The 20,627-nt window shown below is 41.8% G+C and carries 19 protein-coding genes; 16 read left to right on the forward strand and 3 right to left on the reverse strand.

The features are described 5' to 3' along the window. Positions 1-10: 10 nt before the first annotated feature. The gene (locus CSV72_RS10130) at positions 11-496 is read left to right on the forward strand and encodes a hypothetical protein (protein ID WP_099678253.1); all 486 of its coding nucleotides are present in this window, start codon (positions 11-13) and stop codon (positions 494-496) included. Positions 497-594: 98 nt separating this feature from the next. Here CSV72_RS10130 and CSV72_RS10135 read toward each other — a convergent pair whose 3' ends face one another. Next, entirely contained in the window at positions 595-2,211 is a 1,617-nt protein-coding gene (locus CSV72_RS10135) for a PucR family transcriptional regulator (RefSeq protein WP_099678254.1), read from the reverse strand. Between the two features lie 149 nt (positions 2,212-2,360). Between CSV72_RS10135 and CSV72_RS10140 the strand changes: the two genes are divergently transcribed. The 9 genes from CSV72_RS10140 to CSV72_RS10180 all read left to right on the forward strand — a co-directional run bounded on the left by CSV72_RS10140 (position 2,361) and on the right by CSV72_RS10180 (position 12,470). Next, a complete protein-coding gene (locus CSV72_RS10140) occupies positions 2,361-3,830 on the forward strand; it encodes a CoA-acylating methylmalonate-semialdehyde dehydrogenase (RefSeq protein WP_099678255.1) in 1,470 nt (489 codons plus the stop codon). Between the two features lie 20 nt (positions 3,831-3,850). Further along, positions 3,851-5,218 carry an aspartate aminotransferase family protein gene (locus CSV72_RS10145; protein ID WP_099678256.1) on the forward strand — a complete coding sequence of 456 codons (1,368 nt, stop codon included), beginning with the start codon at positions 3,851-3,853 and terminating at the stop codon, positions 5,216-5,218. Between the two features lie 177 nt (positions 5,219-5,395). Continuing rightward, the gene (gene ald / locus CSV72_RS10150) at positions 5,396-6,535 is read left to right on the forward strand and encodes an alanine dehydrogenase (protein ID WP_099678257.1); all 1,140 of its coding nucleotides are present in this window, start codon (positions 5,396-5,398) and stop codon (positions 6,533-6,535) included. Positions 6,536-6,802: 267 nt separating this feature from the next. Continuing rightward, a complete protein-coding gene (locus CSV72_RS10155; RefSeq protein ID WP_233191226.1) occupies positions 6,803-8,470 on the forward strand; it encodes an N-acetylglucosaminidase in 1,668 nt (555 codons plus the stop codon). Between the two features lie 286 nt (positions 8,471-8,756). Next, on the forward strand, positions 8,757-9,749 hold the full coding sequence (locus CSV72_RS10160) for an ABC transporter substrate-binding protein (RefSeq protein ID WP_099678259.1): 993 nt from the start codon (positions 8,757-8,759) through the stop codon (positions 9,747-9,749). Positions 9,750-9,767: 18 nt separating this feature from the next. Next, on the forward strand, positions 9,768-10,754 hold the full coding sequence (locus CSV72_RS10165; protein WP_369802904.1) for a FecCD family ABC transporter permease: 987 nt from the start codon (positions 9,768-9,770) through the stop codon (positions 10,752-10,754). Position 10,755: 1 nt separating this feature from the next. Beyond that, positions 10,756-11,535, forward strand: a complete 780-nt coding sequence (locus tag CSV72_RS10170; RefSeq protein WP_099678261.1) for an ABC transporter ATP-binding protein — start codon at positions 10,756-10,758, stop codon at positions 11,533-11,535. Between the two features lie 18 nt (positions 11,536-11,553). Beyond that, positions 11,554-12,069, forward strand: coding sequence for a HugZ family pyridoxamine 5'-phosphate oxidase (locus tag CSV72_RS10175; protein WP_099678262.1), 516 nt, complete (start codon positions 11,554-11,556; stop codon positions 12,067-12,069). Further along, the gene (locus tag CSV72_RS10180) at positions 12,066-12,470 is read left to right on the forward strand and encodes a DinB family protein (RefSeq protein WP_099678263.1); all 405 of its coding nucleotides are present in this window, start codon (positions 12,066-12,068) and stop codon (positions 12,468-12,470) included. Before CSV72_RS10175 ends, CSV72_RS10180 begins: the two co-directional genes overlap by 4 nt. 41 nt (positions 12,471-12,511) lie before the next feature. Here CSV72_RS10180 and CSV72_RS10185 read toward each other — a convergent pair whose 3' ends face one another. Next, on the reverse strand, positions 12,512-13,423 hold the full coding sequence (locus tag CSV72_RS10185) for an NAD(P)/FAD-dependent oxidoreductase (protein ID WP_099678264.1): 912 nt from the start codon (positions 13,421-13,423) through the stop codon (positions 12,512-12,514). Positions 13,424-13,607: 184 nt separating this feature from the next. Here CSV72_RS10185 and CSV72_RS10190 point away from each other — a divergent pair, with 184 nt between their 5' ends. Continuing rightward, positions 13,608-14,543 carry a carbohydrate kinase family protein gene (locus CSV72_RS10190; protein WP_099678265.1) on the forward strand — a complete coding sequence of 312 codons (936 nt, stop codon included), beginning with the start codon at positions 13,608-13,610 and terminating at the stop codon, positions 14,541-14,543. 504 nt (positions 14,544-15,047) lie between these two features. Further along, entirely contained in the window at positions 15,048-15,488 is a 441-nt protein-coding gene (locus tag CSV72_RS10195; protein ID WP_099678266.1) for an SRPBCC family protein, read from the forward strand. A gap of 38 nt (positions 15,489-15,526) precedes the next feature. On the opposite strand, the gene CSV72_RS10200 is transcribed toward CSV72_RS10195, so the two are convergent. Continuing rightward, the gene (locus tag CSV72_RS10200; RefSeq protein WP_099678267.1) at positions 15,527-15,811 is read right to left on the reverse strand and encodes a hypothetical protein; all 285 of its coding nucleotides are present in this window, start codon (positions 15,809-15,811) and stop codon (positions 15,527-15,529) included. Between the two features lie 282 nt (positions 15,812-16,093). Here CSV72_RS10200 and CSV72_RS10205 point away from each other — a divergent pair, with 282 nt between their 5' ends. The 4 genes from CSV72_RS10205 (at position 16,094) to CSV72_RS10220 (ending at position 19,836) form a co-directional block, all read left to right on the forward strand. After that, positions 16,094-17,461 carry a trypsin-like peptidase domain-containing protein gene (locus tag CSV72_RS10205; RefSeq protein ID WP_099678268.1) on the forward strand — a complete coding sequence of 456 codons (1,368 nt, stop codon included), beginning with the start codon at positions 16,094-16,096 and terminating at the stop codon, positions 17,459-17,461. 135 nt (positions 17,462-17,596) lie between these two features. Further along, positions 17,597-18,301: a CBS domain-containing protein gene (locus CSV72_RS10210; RefSeq protein WP_158232195.1), complete on the forward strand. Its 705-nt coding sequence runs from the start codon at positions 17,597-17,599 to the stop codon at positions 18,299-18,301. Between the two features lie 24 nt (positions 18,302-18,325). Continuing rightward, positions 18,326-19,072 carry an ABC transporter ATP-binding protein gene (locus CSV72_RS10215; RefSeq protein ID WP_099678270.1) on the forward strand — a complete coding sequence of 249 codons (747 nt, stop codon included), beginning with the start codon at positions 18,326-18,328 and terminating at the stop codon, positions 19,070-19,072. Then, a complete protein-coding gene (locus CSV72_RS10220; RefSeq protein ID WP_099678271.1) occupies positions 19,069-19,836 on the forward strand; it encodes an ABC transporter permease in 768 nt (255 codons plus the stop codon). Before CSV72_RS10215 ends, CSV72_RS10220 begins: the two co-directional genes overlap by 4 nt. Positions 19,837-20,627: the final 791 nt, after the last annotated feature.

Genomic DNA, 20,627 nt, shown 5'->3' on the forward strand with positions numbered 1-20,627 from the left:
GTAGGTACTTATGAGCGCTATATTACTACAAGACATCGAGTTTACTAAAGAAGAGGTATTGCAAGGATTGCAGCAATACGAAAAAGAAACGTATTTTCAAATCCAAGATATTATTTACTACCCATATTACTTTTTTGAATATCAAGTGAGTGCTAAAAGCTTATTAAAGTTTAAGGGGAAAGCAGCTTGTACAATAGATGGACTCGGTGGAAAAGGGGCGTTAGTGGATGTTCGGCCAAACTTTTCTAGAATGAAAGTGGAAGTTGGTCGTTTCCCTGAGATTATGATTAGAGAAGAAGAAGCGATCGATATGGCTGAAAGGTTTATTTTTGACAATGCTTCTTCAAAAGCCAAGTTTGTCACGATGCCTAAAATCACAGAAGTTCATAGGAATCTCTTTTACCGTCCTTTTTGGTTAACGGATTTCAAGATGGATAATGAGAAATCAGGGCAGCTCATAGTGGATGCGATTAGCGGAAGCTATCATCCGTTATAACAGGATTCCACGGTGGTCAATGTGAAATATGTAATCGTATACAGCCACTATTCGCGAAATGCAGGCGAGCAGTGGCTGTATGCAGGAAGAGATGACATTTAAACTAAAACTTTTTTGGCCATAATGGCTACTTCGAGTGCAATCCTATTTGGTGGAGACATAAAGTTCTCCCCCATTATAGATTCAATCTTTTCCAGTCGGTGATACAGTGTTTGTCTTACGATAAATAGACGATCTGCGGTTTCTTTTTTGGAACCACCACACTCAAGATAAATACGGAGCGTCTCGAATAAGTTGCCATCGGTCTTTTTATCATAATCTATAATATCTTGAAGATAATCGTCTACATAGTGTTCAAGGTCTCCTTGTTCGTTGAGTAGAAGTAACAGTCTATAAATCCCTAAGTCATCATAAAAATTACTCTCAAATGCAAACTTTTGCTTGAGTTCCGCTACTCGTTTTGCTTCTTTATATCCTTCCTTGATTTGTGAATGGTTATGGTGAACTAAACTAATACCAAATTTATATTCACGTTCGTTAAAGAAAGTGTTATCGTCCATGCCAGTTAACTGTTCGGCTACTTGAGTGAAATGATTCATGTCTTTTACATGTTTCCCTGAAGCGATAAACGATGCAATAATCGTAATTTCATTTCTAGTTACGGAGATAGCCGGAAAGAAACTATGTCGTTTAAAGACGGAACGGATCATCATAGATTGTTGTAAACGGATTTCTTCCCAACTGTTCTCATCTAAAGTGGATTCATACGTGTCCAACTGAATGACGAAGATTCTGTAATGAGTATTCGGGCTTTTCGTTGGTAAATAGGATTGGATGTCTTCTAGTTCTACAGGCCGTCCATGTAGTAAGTTGCGCACGAATTCATCTTCATTAAATTGATTTCTCTCTTGAATTGTACGATTTCTAAGCAATATTTGTGCAATCGCAAGAGAAGCTCTATCCAAAATTAAAAAAGCGAACTCATCGGCCGTTTCCTGTGGAAGGTGAAGGCATAAATAGCCAAGAGCCTGGCCTAAACCGTTGATAGAGAACAAGGCAAATGGCTGGTCATCGATTATATAGATATTCTGATCTAGCTTTTGCGTAGGCTTTTCCCTAAGAAATTCCTTTATACTATGTTTCCATGAAGTGGATTCAAGGGGGTAATAATAAGATTTTGCTTCATCGGATATAAACAAGACATGTTGGTTGAACAAGGAGTGTAATTCGTGAAGAATCTTCAAAATTCCGTTTGGCATTAAACTTAACTGATTAAACCTTCTCGATAATGTATCTAACTTAGTCAACATTTCATAATGGCGATTAATGATCACTGTATGTAAATCTTGTGAAATATCAACGAATTTCACCGCTTTTTCAAACACGACAATAGGAAATTGCTGTGCATCAGCGAGTGTAATAATGTCTTGCTGAATTTCACTAACATAATACCCCATTTCAACACAAAGGCAGGCAACATCCAGTTCGATTAACTGCTTTATATACTTTACCTGTGTCGCGCTATCGAGTTGTAGATGAATGCCTGTCGTTAAAATAATTTCACCACCGTTGACAAGTGAACTAAATTCACTAACCTCTAATACATGTGACCATCTAACTTGTCGATCCAGTCCATTACGTCCAGCTATGACTTTGGCGTGTTTGAACGTTTCACGAGCCAAGACATCTTTAACGGTCAACGAAAGTTCATTCATATATATTAGACCTCCATAACGTGAAAAGATTTTCAGTACGATGTTACACAATGTAAAATGAAACTATTTAGAATAATTGTTAAACTATAGAAAGTAGTTTAGCTCAAGTCTTGTTGTAAAGCAAGATTAGATGAATAGGAGGATGGAAAATGAATACGATAGTAGTAGAAAAGAAAACGCTTTCTAATTTTATAAATGGACAATGGGTAAAATCACTCACTGATAAATATGAAGAGGTGCCAAATCCAGCTACAGGCGAGATTATTGCAGAAGTACCTATTTCAACTGAAGAGGATCTACAAGTTGCAGTAAATGCAGCGAAAAAAGCGTTTTCTACATGGAAGAAAACTGCTGTGCCGCAAAGAGCTCGTATCCTATTTAAATATCAACAGCTTTTGATTGCTCATTGGGATGAGCTAGCACAACTAATTACTATAGAAAATGGAAAAAACTATACAGAGGCTTATGGCGAAGTTCTACGCGGAATTGAGTGTGTGGAATTTGCTTCAGGAGCGCCAACCTTGATGATGGGGTACCAACTGCCTGATATTGCGACAAACATCGAATCGGGTATGTATCGCTATCCTTTAGGAGTTGTTGGAGGGATCACGCCTTTTAACTTCCCAATGATGGTCCCTTGTTGGATGTTCCCGCTTGCCATTGCAGCAGGAAATACATTTATTTTAAAACCTTCAGAGCGTACACCACTCCTGGCGAATAGATTAGCGGAGCTATTAACTGAAGCTGGACTACCCGATGGAGTGTTCAATATCGTTCATGGCGCACATGATATCGTGAACGGAATCTTAAGTCATCCAGATATCCCTGCAGTATCGTTTGTTGGGTCACAGCCGGTAGCAGAGTATGTATATAAAACAGGGACCGCTCATGGTAAAAGAGTTCAAGCACTAGCAGGTGCAAAGAATCATTCGATAGTTATGCCGGATGCAGACTTAGATTTAACAGTCACTAATATTACCAATGCAGCATTTGGTTCTGCCGGCGAAAGATGTATGGCTGCTGCAGTTGTAGTTGCCGTTGGAGATATTGCTGACCCGCTTGTGGAGCGTTTAGTTGAAGAAGCAAATAATATGACAATTGGAAACGGATTAGAAGAGGGAGTATTCCTTGGACCTGTCATTCGAGATTCCCATAAAGACAAAACACTTTCTTATATCAAGGCGGGGATTGAAGAGGGGGCAACTCTTGTACGTGACGGCCGAGGAGATCAATCTACTTCAGAAGGGGGCTATTTCGTAGGGCCTACAATTTTTGAAGGGGTTACAACAGAAATGCGAATTTGGAAAGAAGAAATATTCGCACCTGTACTTTCGATCATCAGAGTAGAAACATTAGATGAAGCGATTGAGCTTACAAATCAATCAGACTTTGCAAATGGTGCATGTTTATATACAGATAGCTCGAAGGCAATTCGTCAATTCAGAGAAGAAATTGATGCAGGAATGCTTGGTATAAATCTAGGCGTACCAGCACCTATGGCGTTCTTCCCATTCTCCGGCTATAAGAAGTCATTTTATGGTGATTTGCATGCAAACGGCCGTGATGGTATCGAATTTTACACACGTAAGAAAATGTTGACTGCACGTCATGAATATTGATAAATGGGGAGGCAACGCTATTGAAAACTTTACGTGAACAAGATCAGAATAAAGGGTCATTAATAGAACAAAATCGAGATAAAGTTTGGCCTCATATTTCAGCATACAATGAAAAAAATCCTCCGATGATTATCGAAAGTGGAGAAAATGCCTGGATTACAGATCATGAAGGTAATCGGTATTTAGATGGTATGTCAGGGCTATGGTGTGTCAATGTGGGCTATGGAAGAGAAGAAATAGCAAAAGTAGCATATGAGCAACTGAAAAAGCTTGCTTATGTACCCATGACACAAAGCCATAAACCGGCAATTGAATTGGCTGCCAAGTTAAATGAAATGCTAGGAGACGATTATAAAATCTTCTATTCAAATAGCGGATCGGATGCAAATGAAGTAGCGTTCAAGCTTATACGCCAGTATCACCAACAAAATGGAGAACCTTCCAGATATAAATTCCTCTCCCGTTATCGTGCGTATCATGGCAGCTCAATGGGAGCGTTGTCCGCTACGGGGCAGGCTTTACGAAAATACAAGTATGAGCCGCTAGTACCTGGATTCTTACATGTCGCACCCCCAGATAATTATCGAAAACCTGAAGGGATCTCAGTGGAAGATTATAATATTCAGCGTGCTTTAGAGCTTGAAGAGAAAATTATTTGGGAACAAAAGGATACAATCGCGGGGATTATTATGGAGCCGCTCATTACAGGAGGGGGAATCTTGATTCCACATCCGGTGTACTTAGAGAAAGTCCAAGAAATCTGTACTCGTCACGGAGTCCTATTGATCATGGATGAGGTGATTTGCGGATTTGGACGTACTGGAAAAGCATTTGGGCATCAGCATTACAATGTGAAGCCCGATATTGTAACGATGGCGAAAGGTTTGACTAGCGCATACCTTCCATTATCGGTGACAGCAATCCGCAAAGATATTTATGAAAAGTTCGATACAGGCGAAGATCACAGTCATTTTCGCCATGTGAATACATTTGGCGGAAACCCGGCTGCTTGTGCAGTTGCGCTAAAGAACCTAGAGATTTTGGAACGTGAAGATCTAATCAATCGTTCAGCAGAACTTGGCGAGCGGTTATCGGATGAACTCGCATGCTTACAGGATCATCCCTATGTAGGAGATATTCGAAGTATTGGTTTCTTGATGGGGATAGAACTCGTTGAAGATAAGAAGACAAAAGAGCCTGCAACGAATGCGCGAATCACGAAAATTATAGGGGAATGTAAAGCGAATGGACTGATTGTCGGTCGAAATGGTGAGACAGTAGAAGGATTTAACAATGTTCTTGCACTTTGCCCGCCACTTTCTTGTACAGATGAAGATGTAGACTTCATTGTATCCGTTATTAAAAAAGTATTTAAAGAGAATGAATAACAGGTTGCTAATCTCGTAATTGTGTTTAAAGTACCTCTAGTCTACTTGTGATGTGTAGTCAGAGGTGCTTCTTCTATACAGTAAGTAGCGTCTTGTAATATGAATGGCTTATACCACTAAATCTCAGAGTGCTGAAAACTATACAATAGTATACATTTGATTCGAGGAGGAATGGGTATGTTGATTGGTGTACCAAAGGAGATTAAAAATAACGAGAATCGTGTTGCGATGACCCCTGCAGGAGTGTATACACTTCGCTCGTCTGGCCATGAAGTACTTATTGAAACAGAAGCTGGTTTAGGATCCAGTTTTACAGACGAGGAATATAAAGAGGCAGGCGCCAAGATCGTTCAGACAGCGGAAGAAGCATGGAGCGCTGAAATGGTGATGAAAGTAAAGGAACCAATTGCCTCTGAATATCGTTATTTTCGTAAAGGGTTACTACTATTCACATACTTACATTTAGCATCTGAGATGGAGTTGACTAAAGCTCTTTTAGAAAGTGAAGTAACAGGACTTGCTTATGAAACAGTTCAGCTCCCCAATAAATCATTGCCTTTGCTTGCGCCGATGAGCGAAGTAGCAGGAAGAATGGCCACACAAATTGGTGCCCAGTATCTTAAAAAAACGAAAGGTGGAAAAGGTATTCTGCTAGCTGGGGTACCAGGTGTTTCTCGAGGGAAAGTCGTAGTAATTGGCGGTGGGCAGGCAGGAGCAAATGCTGCACGTGTTGCAATCGGGATGGGTGCTCAGGTGACAGTGCTGGATTTGTCAGTAGATCGTTTACGTCAATTAGATGATATTTTCGGCAATAACATTCAGACACTTGTTTCCAATCCATTTAATATAGCAGAATCAGTCAAAGCAGCAGACCTTGTGGTTGGTGCAGTACTGATCCCGGGAGCCAGAGCGCCTAAGCTTGTCACTGAAGAAATGGTTCAATCTATGAAACCTGGATCGGTCCTTGTAGATATCGCGATCGATCAAGGAGGAATCTTTGAAACATCAGATCGTGTAACTACACACGATGCCCCGATCTATACAAAACATGATGTTGTCCATTATGCAGTGGCGAATATGCCTGGTGCAGTACCACAGACATCTACAGTAGCATTGACAAACGTGACTGTACCTTATGCACTTCAAATTGCCAATAAAGGATGTAGACAAGCCCTTCTGGACAATGAAACACTTCGAAAGGGTTTAAATACTATGAATGGCTATGTTACATACAAAGCTGTTGCAGAAGCACAGGACTTACACTATACACCTGCACTATCTATACTAGAAAACAATGGTTTAGTAACGAATGCTTAAAAGTATCGATACGTAGACATATGTGATTATGAAAAAAATAAGTCCCTCTGCCTACAATATATTTTGGAAACAAAATTATATTCCAGCAGAAGGACTTATTCTTGTTATGGAGTCGGCTAGCCTTAAACATACCATCAGCTTAATTCAACGCGATGAATGCGTGTGCCGTATTCTTTATACTATTGAACAATTCTGTAATTCTATATGTCAAATCTAGTAAGAACCTGTATAATCAACACCAAAAGGAGGTTACTAGATTTGAAATCCATGTCAAAACTTATCACAACTACTGTCATCGCTTTTCTGATCACCCTTGCGATGACGCTATCAACTGAAGCCGCGACTTGGCAGGACCCTTCGCCTGATCAGAATCCGGACAAGACGTGGATAGTCACGTTCAATAAACCAGTAAATAAACATACTGTCAGCGAAGACACAATTTATATCAAGGATTCTAAAGGAGTAACGCAGACCAATGCAATAACATACTCAGACTCCGACAAGAAAGTACATATCGCGCCACCAGCAGGAAATTATCGTAGTGGTGAAACGTACACACTACATATCAAGCAAGCCGTGCATAATACGGATGGCAAACCATTAAAAGCGCCGGTTACTAAAACATTTTCCATTAAAGCGGATATAACATATGACTTGGCAAATATACAAGCCAATGGCACGACAACTATAGTGGAAAAGTTTCCAAGCTTTGAAGCAGCAGCAAGCAGTATGAATAGCCATCAAGTCGTGCTGTTCCAAAATAAGATAGTTCATATGCCAAAAGGGTTTATCTCGACTGTGGCATACGGCGGAAGTTCATTGACGATTTTGTATGCAAATGAAAATTTAAAACGTCAAGAAACCTATGTCCCAGCAGACACGGAATTAAGGTACGTTGACTCAACAGAGACTTCTGTAAAAGTCGAATTGGCAGGAAGAAACTTTTACATCAAACCACAAAATGCAACGATGCTACCGAGTCAAACTGTAACGGATCGCACACACTATAAAGTGGTAAGAGGTTCGCTCTATCACTCGATTTATTCGCATAGGAAAAAGACGTTCGAATCGTATGAAATGGGTGCTGCCCCAAGCTTTATGCAAGAAGGAATTAAGTATTACAGCACGGACGGCAGTCATTTCCATAATGAAGCGGGGGATTTGATTGGCACGGCCCATCAATACTTCCAGTACTTGCCGATGCGCAGTATGACGCGTTATACAGCTGAAGAGTTGGATGCGTATATTATGAAACAGTTACGTAGTCTAGAAGAATCTAATCCTAACTCCATAATTTATAAAGACGCTACGACAACAAGTAAGTTGATTGGATTAGGTTCAGAGTTAAAACGTATTGAACGAGATAGTCATGTGAACGCGATGCATATTTTAGCGTTGGCACAGCATGAAAGTCAGTACGGTCTCAGTGAGCGAGCGTTGGACAATAATAACTTATTCGGTTTGTATGTAAGAGATGATAATCCATCAAATCATAACTTTGCTTCGGTGAGTGAAAATATCCAAGAGCTAGTCGATGCTTTCTTGAATAGAAACTATCTACCGCCGAACGCTGTGTATGCGAACGGTACAAATTTCGGTAATAAATCGGTTGGCATAAACGTCAAATACGCTTCCGATCCATACTGGGGTTCTAAAATCGCAGGGCATCTGTATCGAATGGATCGTTCGATGGGTGGGAAAGAATTGGCGAATCAGTTGAAGATTGGATTGACAAATTACGTTGATTTGAAAGTGCGAAATGAGCCAATAAAAGAGTCGCTTCAAATTTATTACTATCCGAAAGTGGGCATGCCGCTCATTATTCAAGATGATCAGTTGCCTGAAAATCCATGGATAAAAATTCGTTCAGATAAAACACCGTACGGCTCGCTATATGTACATGGCGGTTATGTAGATCGACTTGAATGGCAATGAATACTGAAAACAGCTCTTTGTGGAGTCCCTTAGATTTCCATGCCGGTTAACAAGTTTATAAATCACGTTTAGCCGTTCAAAACCAATTAAATAAAATTAAAAGCCGCTTGATCAACTATGATTAAGCGGCTATTTTTTATGGAATTAACTATACTGGGCTCTCTAATTGAAAATAGTGGTTGACAGATGAGAATGAGAAACGTTATCATTATCATCGAGATTGAAAATCATTCTCAATAAAACACTGACAGAACAGTGAAAGTACATAATCAGGGGGAAGTAAAACATGAAAAAGATATTTAGCGCGGTATTGATTGGTGCGCTTGCTGTGATGACGGCTTGTTCAGCCGACACAAAAGAAGGATCAAAAGAAGCACCCGAGAAAGAGAAGGAAGTTCAAACAGATGTAAAAGATACAGAGCAAGTAGCGGCAGATTTAACAGATGGAGTGGATGAAAAAGAATTGGCGGAAGCTCTTGCACAGTTCCCCGAAACCGTTCCAGAACGCTTGATCACGACTTCTGTTCCGCTTGCAGAAATGCTGCAATTACTCGACGTCACACCTGTTGGCGTACCGACTTCGACGAATCCACTTCCTACAGAATTTGATTCGATTGAGAGAATTGGTTCACCCATGGCACCGGATCTTGAAGTGATCACGACATTAGAGTCCGATTTAATCTTAGGGGCGGAATCGCTTCGCAGTACATTGGATAAAGCACTGGAAGGGGTAGAGCTACCGACTGCCTATCTACCGACAGATTCATTTGAAGACTTGAAGTTGAGCTTTACAGCACTAGGGACATATTTCGGTAAAGAAGAACAAATGCACGATGTCCTCGATCAACTCGTAGCGAAAGAGCATGAGTTGGTGAAAGAAGCAGAAGGCAAAGAGTTACCTAGCGTGATGCTGATGATTGGAACATCGGATTCATTCATGGTGATGAATAATCAATCGTACGTCGGGAGTTTGATTGACCGTTTAGGTGCAGAGAACATTGCGACGACTGTCTTGAAAGCAAAAGATACGTATTCTCCAATTAACATGGAAGACGTTGTCGTGGCGGATCCTGATGTTATCCTCGTCTTAGCTTCAGGAGATCACGGAGCATCCGAAGAAATGTTTAACAAAGAAGTAGAGAGCAATGAAACGTGGAAGCAAATGTCGGCTTATAAAAACGACAACGTCCATATTCTGGACTATGAAGTATTTGGCGTAACGTCTATCAAAAATGCAGAGAAGGCATTGACGGAGATTTCTACTTATTTTTATGAGTAATAGAAGGGATTTATGGCAATGACGAATTCTCGGAGTGGCATGACGGTAGGTGTGACATTCGGCTTGATGGTAATGGCGGCAATCATCGCCATCGGTCTAGGCAGTGTGACAATTGGCGTTCCAGAAATAATACAAACGTTATTTAAATCGGCAGAGAGTGCTGTAAACGATACGATCATTTTGAATATCCGTTTACCACGTGTTTTGCTGGCGCTCGTGATCGGTGTGAATATCGCCGTGTCCGGTGCTATCTTGCAAGCTGTTATGGGCAATCCATTAGCGGATCCAGGTTTGACTGGTGTAACAAGTGGAGCGGCTGTGTGCGTGTTGGCCATTATGCTCGCTATGCCTGAGTACACGCAATACATACCGCTTGCAGCATTTGTCGGTGGAATGCTTGCAGCGACTGCGGTCTACTCGCTTGCTTGGCGTCGAAACGGTATGTCACCGGTTACAATTATTTTAGCAGGAGTCGCGGTCAATGCGTTATGTGGTGGCGTCGTCGGCTATTTGTCAATCATGTACAGCGACCGCTTACCTTCCGCTGTGCAATGGATGAATGGTAGTCTTGCAGCGAAAGGCCACTCAGCACTAGCCATGGTATTACCGTATTCAATTGTTGGCTGGATCTTATCGATCTTTGCTATACGTAAAGCAAATGTTATCCGTATGGGTGATCAAGTAGCAATGAATTTAGGAGAAAATGTAAACCGTATTCGTATTCTATTGTCTATACTCGCTGTCTTTCTTGCAGCGGTTTCCGTCGCAGCAATCGGTATGATTGGATTTGTCGGTTTGATCGTTCCGCATATGGCGCGGTTCCTTGTCGGTTCTAATTACAAGTTTTTGTTGCCCATGAGTATGGCGCTCGGAGCATTGGTGCTACTGCTTGCGGACACTGGCGGACGAACATTGTTTGCGCCGATGGATATCCCGGCTGGCATTTTGATGGCCGTTATTGGCGGACCATACTTCCTGTATTTGATGAGAAGGAGTGTGTTCTGAAATGTTGGCAGTTGATTCTATTTCCATACGCTACGACCAGAAAACGATTATTCGCGACTTCTCATTTCAAGTAGAAGAGGGGGAAGTTGTTTCGATTATCGGTCCGAATGGTTCGGGTAAATCTACTTTGCTAAAAGCAGTATCCCGTCAATTGTCGTATTTCTCTGGGACAGTCCAACTCGATGGTATCAATTTGAAATCTATGAGTTCAAAGCAAATAGCGCAGAAAATGTGTATGTTGAGCCAGAAAAACCAGGCACCAAACGATATGACTGTATTTGAATTAGTATCCTACGGTCGTTATCCACATAAGAAATGGTTCCAAAAGTTGCAAGCTGAGGATCATGAAATCATTGAATGGGCAATTGCAAAGACGCATTTGACGCAATATAGAGACCGTCCAGTTGCATCCTTATCTGGAGGCGAATCTCAGCGCGCTTGGATCGCGATGGCATTGGCACAGCGGCCACAGATTTTATTACTAGATGAACCAACAACTTATTTAGATATCTCGCATCAACATGAAGTACTAGAACTTGTGCGCGAACTCAATGGCGAAATGGGAATGACGGTTATGATGGTCCTTCACGATTTGAACCAGGCTTCGTACTACAGTGATCGTGTGGTTGTCGTGCAAGGTGGCGAAAAGGCTATATACGGCACACCGGACGAAGTGATGACAACAGACATGATCAGGCAAGTGTATCAAATGAATTCAGAAGTACAATATAGTCCAATCGAGCAGAAACCGCGGATTCATTTGTTGAATACCGCGCGATAATCTAAGGAGGAATACTAGATGGCTAAAGAAATCGATATTGCAAAGACAAAAGAAGGTTACTTGAAATTTGTAGAAGAACATAAAAACATCGTTCTGAGCATGGTTAATGAAGAAGGACGTCCATTCGCCAGTTGTGCACCATTCGTTAAAAAAGACGGCAAAATTTACGTCTATGTCAGCCAAATCGCTGAGCACTATCGTCATTTGGAAAGTAATGAATGGGTTGACGCCATGATCATTGCAGATGAATCCAGTACTCAGAATCCGTTTGCAACAGAGCGCGCAAGATGGGGTTGCCAGCCGAAAAATATCGGCAATGAAGGTCATGAAGAAATCTTCGGGCTATTCAATGAACGCTTCAATCCTAAATTAGTCGAAGTATTGCGCGGCCTTGATTTCTCATTATTCGAATTAACGCCAACGCAAGGGCGCTATGTAGTGGGATTCGGCTTGGCGTTTGACACAGATATCGACGGAGACGTTTTTACGCATGTAGTGGTCGATAAAGAGAAAAAAGCAGGCGTGACGGCATGAGTTACGAAACGGTAGTACCCGTGTGGAACGCATTACGTGAACGTTTTACAAAGATGGCGGCAGGTTTGACGGAAAAGCAGTTGGACTTGAGCATTGGAGAGTCCTCGATTCGTGGATTGCTATATCACACCGCAGAAGTGGAGTACATGTTTGCGGACTGGTATTTAGGTAAGCCGATGGATGGTGAGCTTCCGAAAGCTACAACTCTTGAGGAATTAGTAGATCTTCTGAATGCCTCTGATGAAAACTTAAAACAGGCGTTACAAGGGCTAACAGAAGAGCAATGGCATGTACCCGTCGAATCCAAAATGGGCGCTTCTACGCCTTTGGAAGTAGTTGGACGATTGATGTATCATGCGGGCATTCATTCAGGGCAAATTGCGTTGATTAAGAAACAATGAAAATAGCAGACTACTGGTCAATTGGCCGGCAGTCTGCTGTTTTAGTCTATTCGATTGAAAAATTCATTGGTCAAGTCACCATTAATCCCTATAGCAGCAGCGCTTCCGGTCCCCGCAGCGACTAGTAGTTGCGAGGGGACGATATGAGAGACGTCTCCCGCTGCGTAAACATTCCAAACGGTTGTCCGTCCGTATTCATCGGTCAAAATTCCTCCGTATTTATTTCGCTCACAACCTAAGTCTTGAGCGAAATGATTGGGATGACTCCAGAGAGGGGTGGCAAATCCTCCTGCGCGGTCTATCATTGTACCATCTTCAAGCCTCACACTGTGCAACTGTCCATCTTCGCCTTCAAGCCCCGAAATAATATCATCTACAATTTGTATCCCTTTCGCACTCAACTTCTTTTGTTCCTCTGCCGTTAGCTGTCCTTCTCCACCTGTAAAAACAATCAGATCACGGCTCCAAGTAAAAACTTCTGCTGCCAATTTAAACACATTTTTATCTGCAAATACGGCCAATGAACGATCTCGTAATTCCCAACCGTCGCAATACGGACAACTGAAGATGGATGTGCCGTAAAAGCGTTCAATACTTGGCACGTTAGGCTGTTCATCACGCAAACCGATAGCAAGAAGTACTTTCTGTGTGCGGAACGTCCTGCCGTCTGCTGTCATTAATTCATAATGCGATTCATCCAAACGTTCTAAAGCAACTATCTTCTGATGATGAAATACCACAGACGGGTACTGTGTCAGTTCCTTCCGCCCGATCTGTCGTAATTCTGAAGGTTGCATACCGTCACGCGTTAAAAATCCATGTGATGCACGGGAGACGCGGTTTCTTGCTTGATCATCATCAAAAACAATAATATTCCGTCTTGCCCGTCCGAGTACTAAAGCTGCACTTAATCCAGCGGGTCCGCCACCAATGATTGCACATTCATAGATCATTTATATTTTCATCCCTTTTAGTTATATGATTTCGCTTGAACCGCATGAATTAAACTGTAGTGTGTGCAGTTTAATATAATTCAATTCGTACAGAAAATACTGAACAATATTTTATTTGGACATGATCACAGTTAAGCTAATTCCGTGATACGATAGAGAGAAAACTTCTGAGGAGGTCGAATACATGAAGAATCGACAAGATAAACAAGTTTTAATATATGGTGACATTTTCGTGGATTATATCGCAACAGACGAAACGAACACCAAATTCTCCACATTCCTTGGTGGGGCAACAGTCAACGTAGCGGCAGGAGTTTCACGCCTAGGTGCACAATCTTCATTGATTACCGTAATCGGAGAAGACGAGGATTCAAACTTTGCAGAAAATCAATTGCGACATGAAGGCGTCGATGTAACGTATGCTGTCCGTTCGCCCGAGAAGAAAGTGAACCGTGTTTATGTACATTTGACTCCGGAATATGATCGAGTATTTGTGAAATACATAGACGACACGCCTGATCTTCAAGTCCAACCGAGTGATTTACAAGAGGAAGCTTTCCAAAACGCTTCAATTCTACATATATGTTCCGGTACGATGTTCCAGCCAACTGCTTTGGCAACAACGAAAAGAGCTGTCGAATTGGCAAAAGAACATGGTCTTTATCTCTCAATAGATCCTAATATTCGTCCTTTACGCTGGGAAAGTGAAGAGCTATGTCGTAATACGATCCTTTCATTTTTAGATCAAACGGATTTGCTGAAACTTACGGAAGAAGAACTTACTTTTCTCATGCAAGAATCGGATATAGAAAAAGCACTAGATCACCTTGCAGCCTATAATATCCCTGTTATCATGATGACGATGGGGGAAGCGGGAACTCTGGCCATTATTGAAGGGGCGCAACATCATGTAACCGTGGAGCCCATCGATCCCGTAGATACAACAGGAGCAGGAGATGCTTTCTTGGCGGGCGTACTTCGCGGTCTCCATCTAAACGGTAAACCAAAAACGGTCGAAGAAATGCTTGCACATATCGAGTTCGGTAATCAAATGGGAGCATTATGTGCAATGAAAGTCGGCGCGCTGTCCGCGATGCCGAGTGCGGAAGAGTTGGAGTGATGTTGTGATCTAAGTGAGTTATCACGACCGGACTCTACTTGTGCGCATTTGCGCTCTATCCCGGTCCAGGAGCGCTCTATCGGTGGATCTATTCGCTCTATCAAAGCTGGTGAGCGTTCTATGTGTGTGTTTATCCGCTCTATCAAAGCCCGCCCGCGCTCTATCCGCCTGTTTGTCCGCTCAATCGTGGCCTGCCAGCGAGACTCTGTGAGTTATCACGACTGTGGCCGAACGTGTGCGCATTTGCGCTCTATCCCAGCCAACGAGCGCTCTATCAGTGCATCTATTCGCTCTATCAAAGCCCAATCGCGCTCTATCCGACCAAATATCCGCTCAATCATCGCCCGCGAGTGCTCTATCCACCCGTCTATCCGCTCAATCACCACCCACAATCCCTATCTTCCAATAGAGGCGTACTACAGCACAATGCAACCTAATTTGTATAAAACTGGATTTCATAGTAGTATGATAAAAAGTTAAATGTTAGGGAAGGTGGGATTGTCTATGCCGAACGGTACAAAGGAAATCAACGTAACAGCATCCACACAACATGTATGGAGTTTTCTCGAAGAGGTAGATCAGTGGGCTCCTCTCATTCCAGGCTATATTGAACACGAGAAAGTTAGTGGAAATCAATTTACTTGGAAGTTTCGGGCTGATCTTGGCATGATGCAAAAGAATATTGTCATGCAAGTTGATATTACAGAACAAGTTGAACGTTCAAAGATAGCATTTACTCTTGAGGGGCTGAATGAAAGTCTCGAAGGGAACGGAAGCTTCCAACTAGAAGAAGCTGCAAAGACAACGAAACTAAAAGGCTATCTTGATATCAGGGGGAAAGGTATGATGGGATCGGTTATTAATTCCATGATGAAAAGTTATGTGCCTGAAACGGTAAGTGCATTGACGGAAGCAATCGATCTGAAAATCAGCCAAATAGAATGAAAAAATGTACACAGTGCGCTGTGTACATTTTTTTATTTTCAGGAGCCATATCTTATAGTACAAATATCTCCTACATCAATCTCTTGAACTTCCGATTCTCCAAATGGCTGAAAGTGGATTGTACGAGCTTTCCGATCAAATTGTAAGTAGTATCCGTTATGTTGTACCTCTTTTGAATCCTTCAATGTAATCTCTACAGGTGCGCCCATCGTCAGATCGACAAGTATATGAACGACTTTCTTTTCATCATAACATCGCGCTTTTCGTCTCGGAATATACGGCACGTCATAATCATTGTCAGGTTTGAACTTTCTAGATGACATATTTTTATGCACCTCCTTCTCTCTTTAGCGTATGTAGAAATTTGCTAGAGAACTGTGCCGCTTCATTGGATATATTCAATAAGAATCGGTTGGTGTATGTATTTTGAAAGAAAATTTAATTTAAAACGTATTTACGATAATACTTGGGGCGATTAACGAGAAAAAGCATCGATAAATGTGTGAATTTCAAACTTTATGGCATGTCTTTTGTATTAGGTCATATGGTATAATGAAAAGACAGATTATTCGAAGCCATTGGGGAATGGAAGAGGGGGAAACTATATGTACTGTCCGAAATGTGGTCATAAAAATACGGATGAAGCGAACTTTTGTGGAGGCTGTGGCAAGGCGATGTATGGGTCCAATAATACGAAACCTATTCTTGCGGTAGTTTTGGCATTATTCATAGGTGGGGCTGGTTATGGCTACGCGACAGATTGGAGTTTCCAATGGCCGTTCGAAACGACAGCTTCCATTAAAACAAAAGTTGTTCATAAAGATGAAGCCGAATTGAAAATTAAAAAGGCGCCTACTGTTGTCAATGAAACGAAGCAGCAGGTCAAAGATAAAACGGAACTCATTAAAGAATCGTTGCCAAGTGTTTTTACGATTGGCACGAGAGATGGTTCGGGTTCAGGTTTTTTGTATAAGGCTGGTGGCTATATCGTGACAAATGCACACGTAGTGGCGGGCTATACCGATGTAACGGTGAAGAATTCTGTAGGTGAGAATTTTGAAGGTACTGTTATTGGCATTTCAGATCGTTATGATATCGCGTTAATTAAATCACAAGCGAATAAACATGTGAAACCGTTTGTCACCGAGACGAAAGAGACACCGATTGGTACGGAAGTGATTGCGTTAGGGAGCCCAAAAGGTCTTGAGAATACGGCATCCATTGGTTATTTAACTGGATTGAATCGTGATATGGAAATGGATTTCATTTATGAGAAGATCTATCAAATTGATGCACAGATTGATCATGGCAGTAGTGGCGGTCCATTGCTAGATGCAACAACGGGTAAAGTGATTGGCATTAATTCCTTACTATATAAAGATAATACCGTTTTTGGATTTTCGATTCCGATGCATAGTATGCAGAAGCAAGTAGACGAATGGATTAATGAACCAATGAGCAGTAAGGCGGTGGCTGCGCTATTCAACGTCTACGATGATTACGTGCCGGAGTCGTATCAAGATTCGGAAGATACGTCGTGGGACTATGAAGACTATGGCGGTTTCGATGATTCAGAGGAGGACTACACAGAAGAACCAGAGCTGGAAGATACAGAAGTTGCAGATGAAGAAGTAGAGAATTTTATTCATGGTTTTAGGAGTCAGTATGAATTAGCGATTGACTATAATGATTATGAGTATATTGCGCCATATGTTGCAGCCGGAAGTTCCGCGGAGAGCGAGTTATTGGCTTTCCTAGATGATCTGTCCATGAAAAATGAGTTTTATGAATTTATTGATACGTCAGTGACAGATGTTATGTATACGAATCAATCGATTGAAGTGTATACGTATGAAACATTGAATTTCACGAAGGAAGATGGAACGGTACAGTTTTTAGAAAAGAAAAAGTTGTACACTGTGATTCATAATGAATATGGTCATTATCAAATTAAACAGATTTCCAATCAATAATTAGTTGTTGCAGTGACTGTCATTAGGCACCGCGACGGCTTTTTTATATTTTAAAAAGTGTGCTGACCAGGAAGTCTAAAGGCTTGAAAAGGAATGAAATATGCTATACTTTGCCTAGAAAAGGGGCGATGTGTCATGGAGTATAAAAATTCAGAGCGTTTTCTCATTGCATATAATCGAATCGATAAATCGTTAATGAAGATTACGGATTTGCCTAACCATTTTTCATTCTCGAAGAAAATTGATAGAGCTAAATCCCAACATGCTTTAGTTGCTCATTATGAAGATGATCTGCGGGAGTTTGGAAGTTTACGCAATGCGATTGTGCATAATCGGACAGGCTTTGACTATGCTATAGCTGAGCCTCATGATGAAATTGTAAAATTGATTGAGAGTATAGATGAACGGTTATCCAACCCTGTAACGGTTAAAGATTTATTTGCCGGTAAAGTACATACTGTGCAAGCAGATGAATCACTGGCAACGGGTCTGCGCTTAGTAAGAGAATGGAAAATTAATCAACTACCTATTTACAAAAAGGGTCAATTTATTGGATTAATTACCGCAGATGGCATTATGAATTGGCTGGCGGATCAGGAGACGGATTGCATTTCCCGGGAAATACCGACATTATTAGACGTACATAATCACGAGAAAAGAAGAAAAACCTATCGATTTGTCAAAAGCACAATGTCGGTTTATGAAGCAGAAGGGTTTTTCAGAAAATCCATTTTGTCGGGGAAACGACTACAAGCTCTGCTCATCACGGAACAAGGTGGTAAAGATGAGAAGCTAATTGGCATCATTACACCGTTGGATTTATTGAAAATTGATGAATGAAGAAGTGTGGAAAAGGTGAAATAGATGGATAGTAAACAGAATAAATCTTTATATGAGCCGGCGATTCATTTTCAACATGTATCGTTTGAAGTAGGGGATACAAAGATTCTCGATTCGATAACGGGATCTTTCCCCACCAATCAGATTACGGTGTTGGTCGGTCCGTCGGGTGCAGGGAAAACGACGTTATTGAAAATGTGCAACGGTCTGCTGAGTCCTACAAGTGGAGATATTACCGTACAAGGGCGTGCCATTCATGAAATGTCGCCGATTGATCTCCGACGAAAAGCAGGAATGGTGTTACAAAATTCACCGATGATTGCAGGGAGCGTCTATGACAATTTAGCATTGCCACTGCGTTTACAGGGCAAGGTGTTGAGTAAAGAAAAAGCGTTGGATATTTTAGATCAAGTCGGTCTTGAAGGGGAATATCTCGAACGTGACAGCCGGAATTTGTCAGGTGGTCAGCAGCAGAAAGTTTCGATAGCTCGAACGTTATTGAATGAGTCGAAGATTTTATTGATGGATGAAATCACGTCTGCGCTAGATCCATCATCGTTGAATGAAGTAGAAGACTTGATTCGTACACTGCATGAAAAGCATGAAATTACGGTCATCTGGATCACGCATAACTTGGAGCAGGCGAAGCGAATGGGGCAGTATGCATGGATCATGGTGGATGGGAAATTAGTGGATGCCGGCGAAATATCTGTACTTGATCATTCAGATATCCCGTCAGTCCATCGCTTTTTGAAAGGGGACTTCTCATGAGTACCACCGCTTTATTCCTGACACTAATTTTTGTGTTGATCCCGTTAGTGCTGTCCAAAACACTTGGATTGAATTTGGAGAAAGACACCATTGTTGCGACGATTCGATCGACTGTGCAATTAGTGGCGGTCGGATTCGTACTGAAATTTGTTTTCGATTCGGAAAGTTATACGTTCATCTTCTTGATGGTCGTCTTGATGATTGGAGCAGCTGTGCAAAATGCGCGCAAAAAAGGGGAAGGCATTAAAGGAATCACGTGGAAGTTGATCGTGACGTTTGTATTGCTAGAAGTGTTGACGCAAAGTATCTTACTTGGCTTCAAAATTGTCCCAGCTACTGCTCAATATATTATTTCTTTGACCGGTATGGTAATCGGAAATTCGATGGTCCTTGCGATTTTATTCCTCAATCGTTTCGTGTCGGAAGTCGAAGCGCATCGTTCAGAAAGTGAACTGATCTTGTCACTTGGCGGCACACCGAAACAAGCGATACATAAGCAATTGATCCGCTCTATTCAGGCCAGTATGATCCCAACAATTGAAAGCCAAAAGACGATAGGACTCGTGCAATTGCCAGGTATGATGAGCGGTCAAATCATTGCAGGGGCAGACCCATTAGAGGCTGTTCAATTTCAAATCTTAGTCATATTTCTATTGCTAACCACGGCGGCATTAACGAGTGCTTGTTTAGGTTTACTCTCCTATCCGACACTGTTTAATGAACGCATGCAAATGATACAGCGACAACAGCAGCACTCGAAGTAGTTACTTTTCGAGTGCTTTTGAAAGTGGATAAATGCCGATATTTTGCTTGATGAGTGACAATAATACTACGGTGAATCCTGATGAACCGAGCGTATCCGCCAAGCTCAGCAATAAGAAAATCGATATCGTCCTACGTATGCCTGCCTATTATAGGAGCGAGGCTTATTTTTCGTATTGTTGGCTAAGTAGGAGATAGAATCATGTTTAGCGAGTAAGTAAGTAAGTAAGTAAGTAAGTAAGTAAGTAAGTAAGTAAGTAAGTAAGTAAGTAAGTAAGTAAGTAAGTAAGTAAGTAGCGGCAAGGGCTAGTGGTTTTGCAAGAGCATTTTCTGTTTCCTGTTTGATCGGGAGGTTGTGGTTTAGCTGCCTATGTAAGTGGCAAGTTCATTGTCACCACTACGGCGCTGGTGGATGGCTTTCGTGAGGAGCCATAGACAGGAAGTTCGCCTGTCTTTGTCTCCTCGCTACGCCTACCACAGCAGTCGCCTTCGTTGGATTGGGTGTAGGGCAGTTCATATAGTTGTTTTTAAAGGCATTAGTGCGTAAGTGATCACGGATTACGTTTCTGATAACAGTGCGTAAGAAGCGGCAATGGATTGCGGTTCTTGCATGTACTTTTTCTGTTTTGTGTTTGATCAGGAGGTTGTGGCTTAGCTGCCTATGTAAGTGGCGAGTCCATTGCCCTCACTCCGGCGCTGGTGGATGGCTTTCGCGAGGAGCCATAGACAGGAAGTTCGCCTGTCTTTGTCTCATCGCTACGCCTACCACAGCAGTCGCCTTCGTTAGATCGTG

The organism is Sporosarcina sp. P20a, from assembly GCF_002743175.1.
Lineage (GTDB): Bacteria > Bacillota > Bacilli > Bacillales_A > Planococcaceae > Sporosarcina.